Annotated in this window: 18 protein-coding genes and 1 pseudogene; 9 read left to right on the forward strand and 10 right to left on the reverse strand. The window is 54.8% G+C overall.

Annotated features, from left to right (window positions below):
- Nucleotides 1–465: 465 nt before the first annotated feature.
- Genes RGW60_RS14795 through RGW60_RS14805 form a run of 3 tightly spaced genes read left to right on the forward strand, consistent with a single transcriptional unit; the run spans nucleotide 466 to nucleotide 3,407 of the window.
- Nucleotides 466–2,079 carry a DUF2235 domain-containing protein gene (locus tag RGW60_RS14795; protein ID WP_322205307.1) on the forward strand — a complete coding sequence of 538 codons (1,614 nt, stop codon included), beginning with the start codon at nucleotides 466–468 and terminating at the stop codon, nucleotides 2,077–2,079.
- A complete protein-coding gene (locus RGW60_RS14800) occupies nucleotides 2,076–2,738 on the forward strand; it encodes a DUF2931 family protein (RefSeq protein ID WP_322205308.1) in 663 nt (220 codons plus the stop codon). The genes RGW60_RS14795 and RGW60_RS14800 overlap by 4 nt, the downstream gene beginning before the upstream one ends.
- A gap of 12 nt (nucleotides 2,739–2,750) precedes the next feature.
- On the forward strand, nucleotides 2,751–3,407 hold the full coding sequence (locus RGW60_RS14805) for a DUF2931 family protein (protein WP_322206925.1): 657 nt from the start codon (nucleotides 2,751–2,753) through the stop codon (nucleotides 3,405–3,407).
- Nucleotides 3,408–3,605: 198 nt separating this feature from the next.
- On the opposite strand, the gene RGW60_RS14810 is transcribed toward RGW60_RS14805, so the two are convergent.
- The 3 genes from RGW60_RS14810 to RGW60_RS14820 form a co-directional block, all read right to left on the reverse strand.
- Entirely contained in the window at nucleotides 3,606–4,478 is an 873-nt protein-coding gene (locus tag RGW60_RS14810; RefSeq protein WP_322205309.1) for an ATPase, read from the reverse strand.
- A gap of 78 nt (nucleotides 4,479–4,556) precedes the next feature.
- Nucleotides 4,557–5,549: an NAD(P)-dependent oxidoreductase gene (locus tag RGW60_RS14815; RefSeq protein ID WP_322205310.1), complete on the reverse strand. Its 993-nt coding sequence runs from the start codon at nucleotides 5,547–5,549 to the stop codon at nucleotides 4,557–4,559.
- Between the two features lie 50 nt (nucleotides 5,550–5,599).
- On the reverse strand, nucleotides 5,600–6,499 hold the full coding sequence (locus RGW60_RS14820; RefSeq protein ID WP_322205311.1) for a LysR family transcriptional regulator ArgP: 900 nt from the start codon (nucleotides 6,497–6,499) through the stop codon (nucleotides 5,600–5,602).
- A 134-nt stretch (nucleotides 6,500–6,633) separates the two neighbouring features.
- Between RGW60_RS14820 and RGW60_RS14825 the strand changes: the two genes are divergently transcribed.
- From RGW60_RS14825 to RGW60_RS14850, 6 genes and pseudogenes are all read left to right on the forward strand, one after another.
- Complete coding sequence (locus tag RGW60_RS14825) at nucleotides 6,634–7,236, forward strand: LysE/ArgO family amino acid transporter (RefSeq protein WP_322205312.1); 603 nt, start codon at nucleotides 6,634–6,636, stop codon at nucleotides 7,234–7,236.
- Between the two features lie 257 nt (nucleotides 7,237–7,493).
- Complete coding sequence (locus tag RGW60_RS14830; protein WP_322205313.1) at nucleotides 7,494–8,090, forward strand: superoxide dismutase; 597 nt, start codon at nucleotides 7,494–7,496, stop codon at nucleotides 8,088–8,090.
- A 304-nt stretch (nucleotides 8,091–8,394) separates the two neighbouring features.
- Nucleotides 8,395–10,446, forward strand: coding sequence for a putative bifunctional diguanylate cyclase/phosphodiesterase (locus RGW60_RS14835; RefSeq protein WP_322205314.1), 2,052 nt, complete (start codon nucleotides 8,395–8,397; stop codon nucleotides 10,444–10,446).
- 172 nt (nucleotides 10,447–10,618) lie between these two features.
- Nucleotides 10,619–11,953: an imelysin family protein gene (locus RGW60_RS14840; RefSeq protein ID WP_322205315.1), complete on the forward strand. Its 1,335-nt coding sequence runs from the start codon at nucleotides 10,619–10,621 to the stop codon at nucleotides 11,951–11,953.
- A 47-nt stretch (nucleotides 11,954–12,000) separates the two neighbouring features.
- Nucleotides 12,001–13,413, forward strand: a complete 1,413-nt coding sequence (locus tag RGW60_RS14845; RefSeq protein ID WP_322205316.1) for a di-heme oxidoredictase family protein — start codon at nucleotides 12,001–12,003, stop codon at nucleotides 13,411–13,413.
- Nucleotides 13,414–13,489: 76 nt separating this feature from the next.
- Nucleotides 13,490–13,647 (forward strand): annotated as a pseudogene (locus RGW60_RS14850) (imelysin); the annotation flags it as partial.
- Between the two features lie 122 nt (nucleotides 13,648–13,769).
- Here the strand turns inward: RGW60_RS14850 and RGW60_RS14855 are convergent.
- The 7 genes from RGW60_RS14855 to RGW60_RS14885 all read right to left on the reverse strand — a co-directional run bounded on the left by RGW60_RS14855 (nucleotide 13,770) and on the right by RGW60_RS14885 (nucleotide 19,923).
- Nucleotides 13,770–13,979: a hypothetical protein gene (locus RGW60_RS14855; protein ID WP_322205317.1), complete on the reverse strand. Its 210-nt coding sequence runs from the start codon at nucleotides 13,977–13,979 to the stop codon at nucleotides 13,770–13,772.
- A gap of 308 nt (nucleotides 13,980–14,287) precedes the next feature.
- Complete coding sequence (locus RGW60_RS14860; RefSeq protein ID WP_322205318.1) at nucleotides 14,288–15,565, reverse strand: HAMP domain-containing sensor histidine kinase; 1,278 nt, start codon at nucleotides 15,563–15,565, stop codon at nucleotides 14,288–14,290.
- The gene (gene colR / locus RGW60_RS14865) at nucleotides 15,555–16,238 is read right to left on the reverse strand and encodes a two-component system response regulator ColR (protein WP_322205319.1); all 684 of its coding nucleotides are present in this window, start codon (nucleotides 16,236–16,238) and stop codon (nucleotides 15,555–15,557) included. The genes RGW60_RS14860 and colR overlap by 11 nt, the downstream gene beginning before the upstream one ends.
- Nucleotides 16,239–16,402: 164 nt before the next feature.
- Nucleotides 16,403–18,046 carry a chaperonin GroEL gene (gene groL / locus RGW60_RS14870; protein ID WP_322205321.1) on the reverse strand — a complete coding sequence of 548 codons (1,644 nt, stop codon included), beginning with the start codon at nucleotides 18,044–18,046 and terminating at the stop codon, nucleotides 16,403–16,405.
- Nucleotides 18,047–18,097: 51 nt separating this feature from the next.
- Nucleotides 18,098–18,391, reverse strand: a complete 294-nt coding sequence (locus RGW60_RS14875) for a co-chaperone GroES (protein WP_020292988.1) — start codon at nucleotides 18,389–18,391, stop codon at nucleotides 18,098–18,100.
- Between the two features lie 254 nt (nucleotides 18,392–18,645).
- Nucleotides 18,646–19,128 (reverse strand): FxsA family protein, encoded by a 483-nt coding sequence (locus RGW60_RS14880; RefSeq protein ID WP_322205322.1) that lies wholly within the window; start codon nucleotides 19,126–19,128, stop codon nucleotides 18,646–18,648.
- A gap of 63 nt (nucleotides 19,129–19,191) precedes the next feature.
- Nucleotides 19,192–19,923, reverse strand: coding sequence for a HugZ family protein (locus RGW60_RS14885; RefSeq protein WP_322205323.1), 732 nt, complete (start codon nucleotides 19,921–19,923; stop codon nucleotides 19,192–19,194).
- Between the last annotated feature and the right edge of the window lie 34 nt (nucleotides 19,924–19,957).

Genomic DNA, 19,957 nt, shown 5'->3' on the forward strand with positions numbered 1-19,957 from the left:
CAATAAGGCTGGTTGGAATTACTTTAAATCGGTTGCACTTATCGTATGTCATTCTGGGTATCCTCGGATTTTAGGCCAGCAATAAGAGCGACATTCATCATATAGGATTTATTACTTTTCAATGTCGGCTTAATCTGACAATACAATCGAAACTTTCTTACAGATACTCCTAACACTCGAAACTCGCTGTTGTCCGTAGGAAATATCCCACATAAATAACGGAAATTGGAGCTTTTTAAATGGCATAAATTCGCTTGTTATAAACACTTAACCGTCGTATTTTTTCGCAACCAAATTATTTGTACATATGTATCTATGCACTGACTGCCTCGACTTAGGTGCTGGGATAGTTGCGCCTATAGCGGTTTCATTCGTCTTGAGTGCGCCATTTTAAGCAGCAAGCGCGCAAATAGTTGCGCAATCTAAAACGACTAATGTCCGCGAAGTTATTCAGGAGTACCGCTTGTGGAAAAACACGACCCCAATTCCTGCCGGGTATGTCTGGCGAATCGACCAAAAGAAAAAACCCCTCAGCAACTCGCCGCCCGGGAGGAGATGCAAAAACCCGCCTTGGCCGCAATTGCGCAGAGGGAAGCACGCCAAGAGGCGCTCTACCGCAGGGTGGCTGAGCAGAAAAAACGCGAGCGGGACAGCAAGGTGCCGGTCTTCTTGACCATCGGTGTGTTCTTCGACGGCACCTGCAATAACGCCAGCAACACCGCGATGGGCATTATGTGTGGCGCGCATCACCCGATTCAGCCGCAAGACCTCGACGCCAGTTGCAAACCGTATATGGCGGATCCTGACAGCAGTTATGGGAATGATTTAAGCAATGTTGCAAAGTTGCATGATCTTTATCAAGCACCCGAGGCGTTAGAGCAAGGAGAGCTGTGGGAGCAAAGTTCGTACGCCTACCGAAAAATCTACGTCAACGGTATTGGAACCGTGGTGGGCGAAAAAGACAGCAAGCTCGGTTCAAGCCTAGGGCGTGGCGAGACTGGCGTGGCAGAGCGTGTGCAGTCGGTATTCGTTGCGATAAGTCGATTAATTAATGATATTTATGAGCTGGATACCAACCACGAAATCACCCACATCATGTTTGATGTCTTCGGTTTTAGTCGAGGCGCCGCAGCGGCCAGGCACTTTGCCACAGAAGTCGCCAAAGTTCGCAACGGTCCCTTAGACGTTGCACTCAATAACCAAAAAATTGCATTCAGCCCGGAATTCATTGGCCAATACAAAAAAGATATCCGCATCGGTTTTATCGGCCTGTTCGATACCGTGGCAGCTACGGGTGGGTTGAGTAACTTACTCAATATCAGCAGTTCAGTTACTCCCGGATTGAACATTGCATTGCCCTCGTCAGACTTCAGATACGTGGTGCAATTAGTGGCTCGCGACGAGTGCCGAGACAATTTTGCCCTTAATAAAATCGGCCCCGATCATCCTGAAATTATCGTGCCCGGTGTTCACTCGGACGTTGGAGGAGGTTATCGCGCCGAGGCGGACGAATGCGTGCTGATCACTCCCATGCAGGCGCTGACGGTCGCGGAAAACTGTGACGTAAAAACCACCTCCATTTACCAGGACGCGCTGCAAGCGAAACTGCACATGATCGCTAAAGGCTGGCCCGCCGAGATGCTGGAAATTATTACGCCGCCCTCCACGGAGTTAGCGATCGACCCGCAGGATCGACAGGCACCCCGGGAAAAAAGAGTGTTTGCGGGCCTACAACTCAAGCGAACAGTACGCGGAGAGTTGTCGCGTGTGTATTTGCGGGTGATGTACACCCTGGCGAAACAAAAGAAGGTACGTTTTACCGATATCGATGAGCAGCGTGCTGACTACAAGCTCCCTCAAGACCTCCAATCGCTGTGCGACCGCTTTGTGGCCGGTGATTACAGCACCACACCTGCCGAAGAAGCTCAGTTAAAGCTGCGCTATATCCATACCTCCGCCCATTGGAACAACCCAGTGACTAAGCGACATGGGGAGGGCCTAAAGCTTTTTTACTTTAATGCACCGACGGAAAACGGCATACGCATCCAACACCCTCACGTAATCAAGGGCCAACGATGAAGATCAAAAAGCTGTGGATATTATTGGGTCTAGCAATGATTGCAGGATGCCAGGCCGCCGACCCGTTGTCCGGCGTTAATGACCCCCATCACCCTTGGTGGGATTTACGGTTTTCTGCACCAAGGTATATGACGGGTTGGGTCGAGATGAGCGCGGTAGTGGATATCAATAACCGATTCTTTCCACGCAGAGGCGGCGGGGCTATCGGCATCGGAGCTTTTCGGAACGACGGCATCGAATATGCCCACGGATGGGCGGATACCGGTGGAAACGGGAGTTTTGTCACCGGTGCCGATCTCCCGAAACGGGTCTTCGTGCGTTGGCAATCCTCGGTCGAGCCTCAAACCTATCAAGGCTGGATAGAAATACCGGAAGAAGCCCGTCAACTGATGCGCTACTCCATCGCTCGACGCTGTGCCAAATACCCTGACCGCCCAGCATCCTGGCACCCCAGCCTGACCCTGGGGGTTGCACCCGGCGGTATCGTGCAAGTGTGGGTGTGGGATGAGTGTTTACGCCGAGTCGCCTTCAACCGCGCCCAAGTGGGGATAGAACCCTTAGGCCCGGATCTCGGCAAATCAAACGGGCACTACTTCCAACAAACCAAGGACTCGAAGCAATACATCGAACGCTTCGGCATTCCGTATGGCAGTTGGTGATCCCGGATGATTATCAGAAAACTCGCCGCATTACTGGGTCTAGCTCTGATTGCAGGATGCCAGGCCGCCGACCCGTTGTCCGGCGTTAATGACCCCCATCACCCTTGGTGGGATTTACGGTTTTCTGCACCAAGGTATATGACGGGTTGGGTCGAGATGAGCGCGGTAGTGGACATCAATAACCGATTCTTTCCACGCAGAGGCGGCGGGGCTATCGGCATCGGAGCTTTTCGGAACGACGGCATCGAATATGCCCACGGATGGGCGGATACCGGTGGAAACGGGAGTTTTGTCACTGGTGCCGATCTCCCGAAACGGGTCTTCGTGCGTTGGCAATCCTCAGTCGAGCCTCAAACCTATCAAGGCTGGATAGAAATACCGGAAGAAGCCCGTCAACTGATGCGCTACTCCATCGCTCGACGCTGTGCCGAGGATCCGGAAGAGCCAGCTTCCTGGCACCCCAGCCTGACCCTGGGGCTTGCACCCGGCGGTATCGTGCAAGTATGGGTGTGGGATGAGTGTTTACGCCGAGTCGCCTTCAACCGCGCCCAAGTGGGGATAGAACCCTTAGGCCCGGATCTGGGCAAATCAAACGGGCACTACTTCCAACAAACCAAGGACTCGAAGCAATACATCGAACGCTTCGGCATTCCGTATGGCAGTTGGTAGCCCCCGGTCAACCTCTCAACTCTTGCATTCACAACCCCGGAGAAACAAATGAAAGGAATTATCCTACTCGTTTCAGCTCTATCCCTGGCCTCCTGCTCCCATGCTGATAACGCGCCATCCAACGATTTAATCAGCCTGGAATAAAAATCCCGGCTCGCGAGAGTCGGGGATTTGTTACGTTCGCCTAATAGGAGTGGATCACTGCTTGGCAGTAATCTGCTGCTGCAAATTCTGAATCTGGCTTTGCAGGGTGTTGATGTTGCGTGTGACCTGACCTCGAAATGCATCAAACTCGGCGGTGCTTGCACTGCCTTGAGCGGAACCGGTTGGACGGTTGTCCTGTTGGCTCTTTAGCACCAGTAGCTCTTGCTCAAGACGGTCAATGGCCACACTAGGGTTACTCTGCTTTTTCAGCGCGGCCACGTCAGCACTCACGGTTTTTAACTGCGCATCCAGTAGTGCCTGAGCCGATTGAATGGCTTTTGAATCGGGTTGCGATCCCTTCAACGTATTCAATTCACCCGTCAGGCTCTTCACCTGATCCTGTAATTGAGCGTTGGCCGTCTGCAACTGGGTAGTTTGCGCCGACATTTGCTGCAGGCGCTTATCTAGCCCACTTTGTTGGCCCGCGACACCTTCCTGCTGCTTGCTTTGATCGTTTAGTTTGCTTTCCAGTTTTTGCAATTGCAGCTTCATCGCTTCACTGCCATTGGTGGCAACCGATTCCGTTGCGACCACTTTGCCGGAGATATCCTTGAGGCGCCCGGCGGCGTCTTCACTGATACGCGCAAAGCTTTCCTGGGTCGCTACAAGCTGTTGCTCCATCAATGAGGTCTGCTGAAAACTCCACCAGGCGAGTCCAGCGAAGGCAATGAACAAGGCACCGACCAACGCCCAGATCGGACCCGTATTGGCGCGCTTGACCACTACCGCAGGCGCGGTACGCGAGTACGGAATGTTGCGATCCCGCGCGCCACCAGCGGCGGCGGCGGGTACAAAATCATCATCCTCGTCGTCTTTGGCGCTGAGGTGCGGCACATCATCGAAGTCGTCGTGAGGATCGTTACGCATGGTTAAACCTTCATGGGACGCGGAGTCAAAAATGGACTGCAGTATAACCACTCCAATCGCTCGCTAAGCCGACCGGGGTCATTTCGATTGTTGTGCCTTCCACCAGCCACAAAATTCGTCGAGTGCCGCCCATAGGCTGACACGGGGCTCATAGTCCAAATAAAGCCTGGCGCGGCTGATGTCCAACGTGAAATCTTTGCTCATTACCTGCATACCCAACCGCGACAATGTCGGCTCTGGACGACCCGGCCATAGAAAGCAGGCGCCCTCATTTAAGGCAGCAGCACTGTAGGCAAGGCCGTAAGAGCGATAACGAGTGACAGGCGGCATGTCCATTTGGCGCATCACGTAATTCACCGCATCCCACAAGGGCACTGGCGCACCATTGCTGATGTTGTAGGCTTTGCCCAGCGCCGAATCCGCCGCCAACAAGCTGCTGAAGATGGCGTCGTTGAGGTTCTGGATGCTGGTGAAGTCAACTTTGTTTAAGCCATTGCCGACGATCGATAACCGCTTTTTTTGCTGCATGTTTAGCAGTCTCGGGAAGATGCTGTTGTCGCCTGCGCCGGTAACGAATCGCGGACGCAAGGCAATGACTTCAAGACCGAACTCTTCAGCCCCGAACACCTTTTGTTCAGCCAGGTATTTGGTGGCGGCGTAGTGATTGTTGAAGTGCTTGGGCACCTGTTCTTCTTTGATGTCCAGGTGAGAGCGACCATCGAAATAAATCGACGGCGAAGAGACATGCACCAAGCGTCGCACGTGCTGTTTCAGGCAGCCTTCGACAACGTTTTCAGTCACCTCAACGTTGCCCTGCTGAAAGACCTGGCGTCGGCCCCACACACCCACCGCGCCAGCACAATGCACCACGGCTTCGACGTCCTGACACAACCGCTGGACTAATTCGGGATCGGACAAATCACCCTGAATGAATTCCGCACCCCGACGCACCAGGTGCTCGACGCCCTCGGCGCGACGACCATTGACCCGCACGCTCAAACCCTGCTCTAGCGCGAAACGTGCGAAGCGTCCGCCAATAAAGCCGCTTGCGCCGGTGACCAGAATCTTCATTTACCGCTCCGTTAGCTGTGTGTGCATGACAAGTGCAGATAGAAAGACGTTCATGGCGAGTCAAGCGGCACGAGCCATTCGCCAGCGCGGCGCGTCAGAAGCTCGGTCAACTGCGTGAGCAACTGACCACCATTGCGCCAATGATGCCAATACAGCGGCACATCAATGGGCTGACCCGGCAGTAGCTCGACCAGCATCCCGCGCTGTGTCTGATCGCGCACTTGCACTTCAGGAACCAAGCCCCAACCGAGTCCGGCCTCAATCATGCGCAAGAACCCTTCGGACGACGGGCACAAGTGATGCTCAAAGCCACCGTCCACGCCCAGTGACGCCAAGTATCGATGCTGCAGAAAATCGTCAGGACCGAAGACCAGCGCAGGCGAACGTACCAGTCGCTCTGCCGTGACACCCTGCGCAAAGTGCCGCGCGATAAACGCGGGACTGGCCAGCGCACGATAGCGCATGGCGCCGAGCAATACGCTACGAGCACCGGCGACCGGCCGTTCGCTGCCACACAGACAGGCCGCGACTTCCCCGGCCCGCATGCGCTTGAGTCCGACATCCTGATCTTCGACCACCAAGTCCAACAATAGGTGCTGTTGCGCACAAAAGTCCCCCACAACAGCCGCCCACCAGGTCGCCAGGCTGTCGGCATTCAGCGCAATGCGCAAGCGCTCGGGCATGCCTTCATCGTCTAACGCCGGAACCTGGCTTTGCAGATCGCGCTCGAGGAGCCTGACCTGTTGCACATGGTTGAGTAGCCGTCGGCCTATTTCTGTCGGGGAAGGCGGCGTGGCGCGAATCAGCACCGGTTGTCCCACCCTCGCCTCGAGCAGTTTTATCCGCTGTGACACGGCCGATTGCGACAAACCAAGAACTTGGGCTGCCCGTTCAAAACCTGCCTGTTCAATCACAGCTGCCAATGCCGACAGTAATTTGTAGTCGAACATCATTTTCTCTAATGAGCGATCAGTAATATTTGTTTTTCTTATACAGGCTTGCACCCCACACTTGCCAGACAAAACCGCGATAGCGGTCGTCGGCACCGACTATGCGCAAGAGTTAAGATCAGGAGCAACATCGCATGTGGCAAAGCTATCTCAACGGTCTGCTCGTGGCAGGTGGATTAATCATGGCCATCGGCACTCAAAACGCCTTTGTTCTGGCACAAAGCCTGCGCCGTGAACATCACCTGCCCGTGGCCGCCCTGTGCGTTGTGTGCGATGCATTGTTGGTCGCTGCTGGGGTGTTTGGACTGGCGAACCTATTGGCGCAAAACCCGACACTGTTGGCCGTTGCTCGCTGGGGCGGGGCTGGCTTTTTGCTGTGGTACGGCAGCCAAGCGCTGCGTCGCGCCTGTTCTTCGCAAAGCCTGCAACAGAACGAAGAAACCGGTCTGCGCTCAAGGCGTGCGGTGCTGCTTAGTGCGTTGGCGGTCACGCTGCTTAACCCGCACGTGTATCTGGACACCGTGCTGCTGATCGGCTCACTCGGCGCGCAACAGACCGTGCCTGGCGCGTATGTCGTCGGCGCCGCTAGCGCTTCGTTGCTATGGTTCACCACATTGGCAGTTGGCGCCGCGTGGCTCGCACCATGGCTGGCAAAACCCGCGACTTGGCGGTTACTGGACTTGCTAGTGGCGGTGATGATGTTCAGCGTGGCTGTGCAATTGGTCGTGGCGCGTTGAGGGTTAAAGAAGAAATTCTTGAGCCTCGCAAAGAAAGCCGTTATTGACCGCTTGCGCCTCATCAATATCATCAATTCCCCGACGAGCCTTTGGAACCTATATCCCACACAGTTGTTGCGTGGTTATGGGTCAACCCCGGTGCTATGATCCAGACCCTGCGTCGTGGAGGGTACAAACTCCCCGGCGTATGTTTTTTTGTCTGGCCGCCCGTGATCGGCCTTGCGCTCACCGCAACTGACCTGATTAGGAGATTAACCATGGCTTTTGAATTGCCAGCGCTGCCTTACGCACACGATGCTCTTCAGCCGCACATTTCGCGTGAAACACTGGAATTCCACCACGACAAGCACCACAACACCTATGTCGTGAACTTGAACAACCTGGTGCCTGGCACTGAGTTCGCAAGCAAAACCCTGGAAGAAATCGTCAAGAGCTCTTCGGGTGGCATATTCAACAACGCTGCTCAAGTCTGGAACCATAGCTTTTATTGGAACTGCCTGGCGCCAAATGCTGGCGGCGAACCTACCGGCGCTTTGGCTGACGCCATTACCGCTACGTTCGGTTCTTTTACCCAATTTAAAGAAGAGTTCAGCAAGACCTCCATCGGCACCTTCGGTTCCGGCTGGGGCTGGCTGGTGAAGAAAGCCGACGGTTCCCTGGCCTTGGCCAGCACCATCGGCGCCGGCAACCCGCTGACCAGTGGCGACACGCCGCTGTTGACCTGCGACGTATGGGAACATGCGTACTACATCGATTACCGCAACGTGCGGCCGAAATACGTAGAAGCGTTCTGGAACCTGGTCAACTGGAAGTTCGTTGCTGAGCAGTTCGAAGGTAAAGCCTTCACTGCCTAAGCCACGCGCCAGCAAGAAACCCGGCTAACACCGGGTTTTTTTTCGCCTGAAGTCCGCTCTTTCCTTTATTGTCTCCCTGCAATAGCGCACTAATATCAAATCTCCACGATTTCTCACAGCCGCTCTAAAGTTCCCTAGGCATATGACCGACACAGTAGGGACAGCCCTACCCCGGTATTCTAAAAAGCGTTAAGGGCGGCATTCGCATACGAGCTCTTTGGCTGCGAAGCCTCTTTCACAAGCAGATTTGTTCGCCAACACGCGTAGACGGTCGCGCGCCCAGCACGGATCAAGGAATAACCATTTGAAGCTGGAACTTAAAAACAGCCTGTCGGTGAAGTTGCTGCGGGTAGTATTGCTTTCGGCGCTGATAGTAGGTGTGGTATTGAGTTGTGCGCAGATCGTCTTCGATGCCTATAAGACTCGCCAAGCCGTCGCTCACGATGCGGAGCGTATCCTCGGCATGTTCCGCGATCCTTCGACGCAGGCGGTCTACAGCCTGGACCGCGAAATGGGCATGCAAGTCATTGAGGGCCTGTTTCAAGACAGTGCCGTGCGCAAAGCGTCTATCGGCCACCCCAATGAAACGATGCTTGCGGAAAAATCCCGTGATTTGCAACAAACCTCCACCCGTTGGCTGACCGACTTGATTCTCGGTCAAGAGCGCAGCTTCACCACCCAACTGGTAGGTCGCGGTCCTTACAGCGAGTACTACGGCGACCTACGCATCACCCTTGATACCGCGACCTATGGCGAGAGCTTTATTGTCAGCTCGGTGATCATCTTCATTTCTGGCGTCTTACGCGCCTTGGCGATGGGCTTGGTGCTGTATCTGGTCTACCACTGGCTGTTGACCAAACCGCTGTCAAAAATCATCGAACACCTGACGAACATCAATCCAGATCGGCCCAGCGAGCATCTATTACCTCTGCTTAAAGGCCACGAAAAAAACGAACTGGGCATTTGGGTCAATACCGCAAACCAACTTCTGGCATCCATCGAGCGCAACACCCATCTGCGTCACGAAGCCGAAAACAGCCTATTACGCATGGCGCATTACGACTTTCTCACCGGCCTGCCCAACCGCCAGCAATTCCAACAGCAGCTGGATAAGATCCTTGTCGACGCCGGCCGCTTGCAACGACGCGTGGCTGTATTGTGTGTCGGCCTGGATGACTTTAAAGGCATTAATGAACAGTTCAGCTACCAGACCGGCGATCAACTATTGCTGGCTCTGGCAGACCGTTTACGCGGCCACAGCGGACGCCTAGGTGCTTTGGCGCGCTTGGGCGGCGATCAGTTTGCGCTGGTGCAGGCCGATATCGAGCAGCCCTATGAGGCCGCCGAGTTGGCGCAGAACATTCTCGACGACCTTGAAGCGCCCTTTGCCTTGGATTTGCAGGAAATTCGCCTGCGCGCCACGATTGGTATCACGTTGTTCCCGGAAGATGGCGATAGCACTGAAAAACTGTTGCAGAAAGCCGAGCAGACGATGACTCTGGCCAAATCTCGTTCGCGCAACCGTTATCAGTTCTATATCGCCAGCGTTGACAGCGAAATGCGTCGCCGCCGTGAACTTGAAAAAGACTTGCGCGATGCCCTGTCACGCAACCAGTTGTACTTGGTGTATCAACCGCAGATCAGCTATCGCGACAACCGTGTGGTCGGCGTTGAAGCGCTTTTGCGCTGGCAACACCCGGAACACGGTCTGGTACCGCCGGACCTATTCATCCCCTTGGCCGAGCAAAACGGTACGATCATCGCGATAGGTGAATGGGTGCTTGATCAAGCCTGTCGACAATTGCGCGAATGGCATGACCAGGGTTTCAGCGACTTGCGCATGGCCGTCAACCTATCCACCGTGCAACTGCACCACGCCGAGCTGCCAAGGGTGGTCAATAACCTACTGCAGATCTACCGGCTACCGCCCCGCAGCCTGGAATTGGAAGTTACCGAAACCGGCCTTATGGAAGACATCAGCACCGCTGCTCAGCATTTGCTGAGTTTACGTCGCTCCGGTGCGCTGATCGCCATCGATGATTTTGGCACCGGTTATTCTTCCCTCAGTTACCTCAAAAGTTTGCCGCTGGACAAAATCAAGATCGACAAGAGCTTCGTACAAGACCTGATCGACGACGACGACGATGCGACCATTGTTCGCGCCATCATCCAGTTAGGCAAAAGCCTGGGTATGCAGGTGATCGCTGAAGGCGTGGAAACCTCGGAGCAGGAGGCTTACATCATTTCTGAAGGTTGTCACGAAGGTCAGGGCTACCTCTACAGCAAACCGCTGCCAGCCCGCGAATTGCTGGTTTATCTCAAGCAGGCGCAGCGCCTCCACGAAGCGTCGATATAAAACAAACGCCCTAATAACTGCCAGCAACCGCTCGCTGGCGGTTACATTGTGAAATGACATGTAACCAATTTTTGCCCTCTTTCCTCTTACGCCAACTGACAATCTTTCGCATCATGACGCAGCTTTTCTAAGTGCTAACGCGTTCTATTCTCTTCCGATGCAGGATCCCGTCATGATTCGTATGCCCCTGGCAACAGCTAGTCTGCTGGCCATCGCTGTCTCTCTCGCTGGCTGTGGTGAAAGCAACGACAAAGTTGCCGCTGCAAAAGCGTCTTCTCCGGTTCCCGCTAATGCTAGATCAGCCACTGCCGTTCAACTCGACGACGCGGCTGCCAAGGCGGTGGTCGCTAACTACACGAACATGATTTTTGCAGTATTTAGCGATGCCGAATCAACTGCCAAACACCTGCGCAAGTCAGTCGACCACTTCTTGGCCAAGCCCAACGATAAAACCCTAAAAGCTGCCCGAGCAGCCTGGGTCGCTGCACGCGTGCCCTACATGCAAGCTGAAGTGTTCCGCTTCGGCAATACCGTCATCGACGACTGGGAAGGCCAAGTTAACGCCTGGCCTCTGGACGAAGGCCTGATCGATTACGTCACCGCCGATTACCAGCACGCATTGGGCAACCCAGGCGCGACCGCCAACATCATCGCCAATCCACAGATTCAGGTCGGCGAAGACACCATCGACGTCAAAGAGATCAGCGCTGAGAAACTCGCCAGGTTCAATGAGCTGGGCGGTTCCGAAGCAAACGTGGCAACGGGGTATCACGCCATCGAGTTTTTGCTATGGGGGCAGGACCTGCACGGCACCGATGCAGGCGCCGGCGAACGCCCTGCTACCGATTACATTGAGGGCCCTGGCGCTACCGGGGGCAATAACGGCCGTCGTCGCGAATACCTCAAAGCGGTGACTGATCTACTCGTTACCGACCTTGAGACCATGGTCAACAACTGGAAACCTGACGTCGCCGATAACTACCGCGCCAGGCTCGAGGCTGAGTCAGGCAAAAACGGCTTGCGCAGAATGCTGTTTGGCATGGGTAGCCTATCGCTAGGCGAACTCGCCGGTGAACGCATGAAAGTTGCATTGGAAGCAAACTCAAGCGAAGACGAGCACGACTGTTTCAGCGACAACACTCACCACTCCCACTTCTACAACGGCGTGGGTATTCGCAATGTTTACCTGGGGGAATACATCCGGGTGGACGGCCAAAAAATCAGCGGCCCGAGCTTATCTTCATTGGTTGCCAAGATCGACGACACGTTAGATGCAACGCTGAGGTCCGACTTGGACGGCACACAGGCGAAGCTGCAAGTGATTGTTGACCGGGCCAATAACGGCCAACACTTCGATCAGTTGATCGCGCCTGGCAACACTGAAGGTAATCAAGTAGTGCGCGACGCCATCGCTTCGCTGGTCACCCAGACCGGCGCGATTGAACACGCCGCGAGCCGGCTGGGCATTACTGACTTGAACCCGGAGAACGCTGAGCATTCGTTTTAATTAATTCGTCCACCACCCGCCCCAATATCAGCTCTAACAGGATATTTATGTTTTCGTTTCGCCCTTTTCTGCCCTCCACTCTGGCCATTCTGTTGAGCGCCTGTGACGACGCTCCGCGCTTCACCCACGCAGAACCGGGGGAGGCGTTGTCCGGCGGAAGCGCCACGGTTAAGAAGACGGATCGAAACGCTTTTTCTATGCCGTCCGCCAACCTCTCACCGCTTCGGCGCCTGGATTTCAGCGTCGGTAACAGTTTCTTTCGTAACCCTTGGGTCATTGCACCGTCGACCACCGCTGCCCGCGATGGATTGGGGCCGCTGTTCAACACCAACGCCTGCCAGAATTGTCACATTAAGGACGGTCGCGGCCATCCTCCAGCAGCGGGGGCGGTCAATGCAGTGTCGATGTTAGTACGCCTGTCGATCCCCTATGACCCTGCGTTTGCAGCGCTTATCGAACGTACCGGCGTGTTACCCGAACCTGTTTATGGAGCTCAGCTGCAAGACATGGCCATCCCCGGCATTGTCGCTGAAGGTAAAGTTCGGGTTGAATACGAAGTGTTGCCTGTAACATTTTTCGACGGCACTCAGGTCTCATTGCGTAAGCCGACGCTGCAGGTCACTGACCTGGGCTATGGACCAATGCATCCGCAGACGCAATTCTCAGCACGCATCGCGCCACCTATGATTGGGCTGGGTCTGCTGGAAGCCATCCCTGAGGAGGCGATTTTGGCGCAGGCCGATGCGCAAGCTGCCGACGGAAACGGCATCGCCGGACGCCCCAATTGGGTGTGGGATGACGTAAAACAGGACATCGTCCTAGGACGCTTTGGCTGGAAAGCGGGACAACCGAGCCTTGATCAGCAAAACGCCCATGCCTTCTCTGGCGACATGGGCCTGACCACAAGCCGTAAACCCGCCGACGACTGCACTCTCGCACAAACCGACTGCCGCCAGGCAGCCCATGGCGGCAGACCAGAGGTCAGCGACAACATCCAGCGGCTGGTTCTATTTTACAGTCGCAACCTCGGCGTTCCGGCTCGACGAGACGTGAACAGCCCATTGGTAACGGCTGGCAAAAACCTGTTTTATCAAGCTGGCTGTCAGCACTGCCATACCCCTCAATTCACCACCGGTGCAAGAGCCGCAGAACCTGAGCTGGCCAATCAAGTCATTCGCCCCTACAGCGATTTGCTATTGCATGACATGGGCGAGGGATTGGCCGACCACCGCAGTGAATTTCAGGCCTCGGGGCGGGACTGGCGTACCCCGCCGCTATGGGGCATCGGCCTGACCGAAACAGTCAGTGGCCATACGCAGTTTCTACACGACGGCCGCGCTCGAAACCTGCTTGAGGCGGTGCTGTGGCACGGCGGCGAAGCACAGGCCGCACAACAACTCGTACTCGGATTCGATGCAACTCAGCGTGCCGCATTGCTGGCCTTTTTGAACTCGCTTTGATGTCGCACTCAGACTGACAAATACAGGAGCCGGACATGTTCCGACCCAGAGCATTACTCACCGCCCTCACCGCCCTAAAGCCCGTTATTGCTTCTACTGAAAGCCATCGCAGCGCGACAAAAAAACCTCGCCGACAGTACCGATGGCATGCTCGCGCAGCTAAGCACCTTTCCCAAGCAACGCTACTCAGATGCTCATGAAACCATCGCCGAGCTGCTGAGCGTGCAGGTCACAGAGACAACAGCGACGGCCAGCACTTTGCTGTGGTTTACCGTCTGGACGGTAAACCCATATTGGCCACCCCAGTCGGTCAACGCTGTTGTGCCTTGGCGCCGGAAGACGAGATTCAACGCGCCCTATTGGGTCATACCGTACATGAATAACAACAAATCATGATTCGGCTTAGTCAACTGCTCGACCTTGGCTATGCGCGGTATGGGGCAATGCCCCATACCTGCCTCTGAAGTTAATATCCTCGGACCAGGTTGTTCCCACACTGTGAGCGCAAGCGCCGCAACCCCAAGCGCTCCAACCAAAAACAAACCTCGGGTAATTTCGAGTTTCATAACTTAAACCTTTGATAGCGCTGCCAAACACATTCCCGTAAAAATAGACCAGTTCCAGTCACTCTGTTTCGTTGAACGACGAATGGCGGGGCACTCTAACGTCGTGAGGAGCGCACTATGAACAGTTCGGCGACTTAAGAAGACGGCGCAAACGTGCAATTCGCGCACGGCGTCGTAGAGAGAGGGTTATTGCGCAAATCTGACACCGTCAAAAATAAAAGGTTCGAAGTTAAAATCAGTCGGGCATTGAGAGAGCGCAAAAATCGGTGAACGGCCAGACTGTTAAAAGCCACTCAACGGCCATTTTGTTAGGTGGATGATTCAGCTAATACCACATGGAACCGGCAGCCATTGGGCGCCATAGTGCTGAGGCTTACGCTCCAGCCTTCGTTCTCGCAGATCCGCTGGACCAGTGATAGCCCAAGTCCTAAACCTTCGCCACGCTGCTCATTACCACGCACAAACGGTTGAAACATAGCCTCGCGTTTTTCTTCGGGAATACCGACACCGCTGTCTTCAACCACAAACCCATTGGTTTCCAGGCTCAAACGGATAAACCCGTGGTCAGTGTAATGCAGGGCATTGCGTAGCAAGTTACCCATCACCGCCAACAGAAAAGTCGTGCTGTAAGTGGCTTGAGAGGGATTACCGGGTTCGAACTCCAGAGCCAAACCTTTACGTTCGATGGGATCGCGCCACAGCGTGATGAGCTGATCAGCCACAGCGGCCAGAGAAATTTTCGACGCCCCAGCTTCTTCGCGCTGAGTGCGAGCCAGCATAAGGAAGGTTTGTACCAAATCGCGCATTTCTTCACAGGCGCGGGCGATTCGTTGCACTTGAGTTCGGGCTCGAAGATCGAGGTTAGGGTTTTCTAACAACAACTCACAGGAACTGGCAAGCACCATCAACGGCGTGCGCAGCTCATGACTCACGTCGCTGGTGAACAGGCGCTCGCGGGTCAGCGCCTGACGCAAGCGACCCAGGGTAGCGTCAAAAGCCGTTGCAAGTTCCCCCACTTCATCTGCGGCGTAGTCTGGCGCCAATGGTGGCGCCAGCCCCAGCAACTGGTCGCGATGACGAACCTGTCGGGCCAAACGCACAACCGGTGCCATTACCCGACGGGCCAATATCCAGCCCAGGAATACAGCCAACGCCAGGGCCAGGACAAACCCCACCAGCACGACGGCAAACAACACCCGCTCACGCTCTTCAAAATCGCTTTGATCCTGCAAAAGCACGTAACGTCGGCCGTCGACGATTTCGACCATCGCGTGATAGGACAAGGTTTCACGGAAGACCTCATGAAACCCCGCAGCCAGATGCCGCAAATCCTTGGGCAGTGCAAAGTCACCACGGCCATTGCTGTAATAAAACAATTGATCCGATTCGGGGCGATGAACCCAGTCGCTGACGCTGTCCATCATGAGCAGACGGTTAAGATCCCCGCCTAGCCCCGAGGAAATTAATTTCTCTTCTACCAGGTGAACCGTTGCAACAATACCTAGTGCGAAAGACCCTGCCACCAATGCACTCATCAACGCAAAAGCGATGATGATCCGCTGGGCAAGGCTTTGCTTAAACTCCATCACGACCCTCGGCCAAGCGATAACCCACGCCGTGCACCGTTTGTAACAAAGGTTTGGCGAAAGGCTTGTCGATCACCTGGCGCAACTGATGCACGTGACTTCGAAGGCTGTCGCTGTCAGGGCAATCGTCACCCCACAGCGCCTCTTCAAGAATTTCTCGGCGTAGTACATGCGGACTTTTTTGCATTAATACCGCTAGCAGCTTGAGGCCTACCGGGTTGAGTTTGAGCAGACGCCCATCGCGGCTGACTTCAAGGGTATCGAGGTCATACTCTAGATCGGCCACGGTTAATGTACGTCGACCGCCTCCTTGGGCACGACGTAATACCGCTTCGATACGAGCGGCGAGCTCAGACAAGGCAAAGGGTTTGAGCAAGTAATCGTCGGCGCCGGAGCGGAAGCCCTGCAGCCTGTCATCCAATTGGTCGCGAGCCGTTAGCATGATTACCGGTGTGTCGCGGCGCGCATCTTCGCGCAGACGCTTGCACAGGGTGTAGCCATCAATGCCGGGCAGCATGATGTCGAGCACAATCAGGTCGTAATGTTCGGTGGCTGCCAAATGCAGACCGGAAAGACCATCTTGCGCGCAATCGACGGTGTATCCCTTCAAACCCAAGTAGTCAGCCAGGTTTGCCAGAATGTCGCGGTTGTCTTCAACCAGCAGGATTCGCATGAGGGTCTCCGTATGCAGTTATGGCCTTTGAAGCTGGCGCAGCTTAAGGCGTCGTGACGCGTTCGACCAGCCTTAACGGTTGAATTGAGCTTATGCTCATCCCAAACATAAAAAACCCCGCAAAAGCGAGGTTTTTTTGGGTCTAGCGTAGGGGTAAAGCTGGCTTACATCATGCCGCCCATACCACCCATACCGCCCATATCTGGCATGCCGCCGCCAGATGACTTGTCTTCAACTATTTCAGCAATCATCGCTTCGGTGGTGATCATCAAGCTGGCAATCGACGACGCCGCTTGTAGAGCAGAGCGGGTCACTTTAGCCGGGTCAAGAATACCCATCTCAATCATGTCGCCATACTCGCCGGTAGCAGCGTTGTAACCGAAGTTACCCGAACCCTGCTTGACCTTGTCGACAACAACACTCGGCTCGTCACCGGAGTTGGCAACGATCTGGCGCAATGGAGCTTCAACTGCGCGACGCAGCAATTGGATACCAACGTTCTGATCAGCGTTGTCGCCTTTCAGGTCGCTGATGGACTGCAGAGCACGAACCAGTGCTACGCCGCCGCCAGGTACAACGCCTTCTTCAACGGCTGCACGGGTTGCGTGCAGGGCATCTTCAACGCGGGCTTTTTTCTCTTTCATTTCAACTTCGGAACCGGCGCCGACTTTGATCACTGCAACGCCGCCGGACAACTTGGCCAGGCGCTCTTGCAATTTTTCTTTGTCGTAGTCAGACGTGGTGTCCGCTACTTGCGTGCGGATCTGAGCAATACGCGAGTCGATGTCCGAACGAACGCCAGCACCGTCAATGATGGTAGTGTTTTCTTTGTTCAGTACAACGCGCTTGGCGTTACCCAAGTGTTCCAGGGTAGCGGTTTCCAGGCTCAGGCCGATTTCTTCGGAGATAACAGTACCGCCAGTCAGAACAGCGATGTCCTGCAGCATGGCTTTGCGACGGTCGCCGAAACCTGGAGCTTTAACAGCTGCAACTTTCACGATACCGCGCATGTTGTTCACAACCAGAGTCGCCAAGGCTTCGCCTTCAACGTCTTCAGCAACGATCAACAGCGGACGGCCAGCTTTGGCCACTGCTTCCAGAACTGGCAGCATTTCGCGGATGTTCGAGATTTTTTTGTCGACCAGCAGAATCAGCGGGCTGTCCAGCTCGGCAACCATGGTGTCTGGCTTGTTGATGAAGTACGGGGACAGATAACCACGGTCAAACTGCATGCCTTCAACAACAGACAATTCGTTTTCCAGGCCAGTGCCTTCTTCAACGGTGATTACGCCGTCTTTAGTCACTTTTTCCATAGCTTCGGCAATGATGTCGCCGATGGAGCTATCGGAGTTAGCGGAGATAGTACCCACCTGAGCGATTGCCTTGGTGTCGGTGCACGGCTTGGACAGCTTGCGCAGCTCAGCAACGATAGCGATGGTCGCCTTATCGATGCCGCGCTTGAGGTCCATTGGATTCATGCCGGCAGCTACAGCTTTCAGGCCTTCGTTTACAATGGACTGGGCCAGAACCGTAGCAGTAGTAGTACCGTCGCCTGCGTCATCGTTTGCACGGGAAGCAACGTCTTTAACCAACTGTGCGCCCATGTTTTCGAAGCGGTCTTTCAGTTCGATTTCTTTAGCAACCGACACACCGTCTTTGGTGATCAGCGGGGCGCCGAAGCTTTTCTCGATGATAACGTTACGGCCTTTAGGCCCGAGGGTCGCTTTAACTGCGTCAGCCAGGACGTTTACACCGGTGAGCATCTTTTTGCGAGCCGAGTCGCCAAACTTAACTTCTTTTGCAGCCATGATCGTTATTCCTTAAATACTTTGAAGTAATGGGAAATTCGCGGGGAGGACTCAGGCTTCGACGACTGCGAGAATTTCGTTCTCGCTCATCACCAGCAGGTCTTCGCCGTCTACTTTCACGGTGTTGCTGCCGGAGTACGGGCCGAACACCACCTTGTCACCCACTTTCACAGCCAGCGCACGCACTTCGCCGTTGTCCAGCACGCGGCCGGTACCTACAGCAAGGATCTCGCCACGGTTAGGCTTTTCAGCAGCCGAACCTGGCAAAACAATACCGCCAGCGGTTTTAGATTCTTCTTCGCTGCGACGGATTACGACGCGGTCATGCAGAGGACGAAGCTTCATTGTCGATCTCTCCTAATTATGGTTTAAACATCCCGGTGACGACACCGGTGAGGTGGAACATCCGGCTCGGCCGGTCGCGATTCGACAAGCGAAACGCAGAATACGGTCTGATGAATTCATCAGAAACCTTGCGGTGACCCATACATAAGGGCGAGCAAGTTGATTACAAGGCTTGAGGTGTATTTTTTTTGCTATCCGTAAGACGGCTATAACGAAGAAAACAGTTGAATAGTCCCAAACCGAACGTCGCGTGATTACTTATCGCGGTGTTCGAACTCACCCTCTATGACGTTCGGCGAACGATTACCCGGCGGCGACATACCTGGACGGCTCAGGCCATCACCCGCGTAAGGGTCATCGGCAAACGCACGCTGGCGCGTCGCTTGAGCCTCTGCTCGCGTACGCAGCTTATTAACCAGCACCCGACGCGTGATCGGCAATAGACAAATGACGCCTATAACGTCGCTGATTAGGCCGGGCAGCAACAACAAGCCACCGCCGACGGCAATCATCAACCCTTCAAGCATCTCCTGAGCTGGCAGTTCGCCCCGTGAAAGGCTTTCGCGAGCGCGCAACGCAGTCGCAAATCCCGCCACACGAATCAAGAACACGCCCAGCATCGAACTGGCGACGACCAGCAAGATAGTGGGTAAAAAACCGATGGCCATGCCAACTTTGATCAGAACGAACAATTCCAACATCGGGAACAGTACAAACAACACCATAAAAACGCGCATCAATGAATTCCTCAAGGGAAGATGGCTGTCAATAAACCTATGTGGCGTCGCAAAAGCGTTAATTCAAGCTTGCTGCGCTTTGTCCCCCGGCCATTTTTCGGCATGAGCCAATTCAACCAAGGCTTCGCGAACCTGTGTCGGCGTATTACAAGGTCGTCCAAAAGTAAGCCTGTGAATGCCCTGACCTATCAGAAGGTGCATACCTTCGCTGTCGACGCCCACCAAGACGGCCGGCGGAGTCGGCGATAGACCGGCCAATTCCACATAATGGGCAATGGCTTTGGTGTGGTCTTCATTCATATGCTCGACCATGCTCGTTTCGGCCGCCCCGCTAAAAGGGTTGGCCAATGCTACATCGTCGAGCCAGTGGATAGCACCGAAACCGCCAATGAAGCGGTAACGCACCGGTACCAATACCCAAAAATCAAAATCATGTGCGATATGGTAGCTCTGCGCTTCAGGGAAGAAACGATAATAACGCCACGCAGCCGCCTCAACTGCAGCAGGATCCTTTATCTTCTCGGCCTCAGCCATCACTGTCACTCGCCCCACTGACTGAACGTCTTCCGCGCCGCGTTCTCCCACCAGCAGCGAACACTTAGGGTCTTGTTGCAGGTTATGAGTGTGCTGAGCAATGCGGCTGATCAGAATCAATGGCCTACCTTGATCGTCCATGCAATATGGCACGACAGAGCCAAACGGAAACCCAGGCATTGACTTGGAATGCGTGGACAGCGCGCCGCGGTATTCCTTGAGTAACAGTTCTCGGGCATGCTTACCGGCTTTCGCGCTCATCTTTATCTCCTAATGAAGAGTCCGTCGGACGCAG

The organism is Pseudomonas sp. AB6 (assembly GCF_034314105.1).
In the GTDB taxonomy this organism is placed as follows: Bacteria; Pseudomonadota; Gammaproteobacteria; order Pseudomonadales; family Pseudomonadaceae; genus Aquipseudomonas.

Excerpts from the sequence above, each read along its gene's own strand:
- RGW60_RS14885 (WP_322205323.1), bottom strand. The coding sequence starts at position 19,923 with ATGAGCGCGAAAGCCGGTAAGCATGCCCGAGAACTGTTACTCAAGGAA.
- RGW60_RS14855 (WP_322205317.1), bottom strand. The coding sequence starts at position 13,979 with ATGAAACTCGAAATTACCCGAGGTTTGTTTTTGGTTGGAGCGCTTGGG.
- RGW60_RS14860 (WP_322205318.1), bottom strand. The coding sequence starts at position 15,565 with ATGGAGTTTAAGCAAAGCCTTGCCCAGCGGATCATCATCGCTTTTGCG.
- RGW60_RS14800 (WP_322205308.1), top strand. The coding sequence starts at position 2,076 with ATGAAGATCAAAAAGCTGTGGATATTATTGGGTCTAGCAATGATTGCA.
- RGW60_RS14815 (WP_322205310.1), bottom strand. The coding sequence starts at position 5,549 with ATGAAGATTCTGGTCACCGGCGCAAGCGGCTTTATTGGCGGACGCTTC.
- RGW60_RS14820 (WP_322205311.1), bottom strand. The coding sequence starts at position 6,499 with ATGTTCGACTACAAATTACTGTCGGCATTGGCAGCTGTGATTGAACAG.
- RGW60_RS14825 (WP_322205312.1), top strand. The coding sequence starts at position 6,634 with ATGTGGCAAAGCTATCTCAACGGTCTGCTCGTGGCAGGTGGATTAATC.
- colR (WP_322205319.1), bottom strand. The coding sequence starts at position 16,238 with ATGCGAATCCTGCTGGTTGAAGACAACCGCGACATTCTGGCAAACCTG.
- groL (WP_322205321.1), bottom strand. The coding sequence starts at position 18,046 with ATGGCTGCAAAAGAAGTTAAGTTTGGCGACTCGGCTCGCAAAAAGATG.
- RGW60_RS14845 (WP_322205316.1), top strand. The coding sequence starts at position 12,001 with ATGTTTTCGTTTCGCCCTTTTCTGCCCTCCACTCTGGCCATTCTGTTG.
- RGW60_RS14840 (WP_322205315.1), top strand. The coding sequence starts at position 10,619 with ATGATTCGTATGCCCCTGGCAACAGCTAGTCTGCTGGCCATCGCTGTC.
- RGW60_RS14810 (WP_322205309.1), bottom strand. The coding sequence starts at position 4,478 with ATGCGTAACGATCCTCACGACGACTTCGATGATGTGCCGCACCTCAGC.
- RGW60_RS14880 (WP_322205322.1), bottom strand. The coding sequence starts at position 19,128 with ATGCGCGTTTTTATGGTGTTGTTTGTACTGTTCCCGATGTTGGAATTG.
- RGW60_RS14875 (WP_020292988.1), bottom strand. The coding sequence starts at position 18,391 with ATGAAGCTTCGTCCTCTGCATGACCGCGTCGTAATCCGTCGCAGCGAA.
- RGW60_RS14830 (WP_322205313.1), top strand. The coding sequence starts at position 7,494 with ATGGCTTTTGAATTGCCAGCGCTGCCTTACGCACACGATGCTCTTCAG.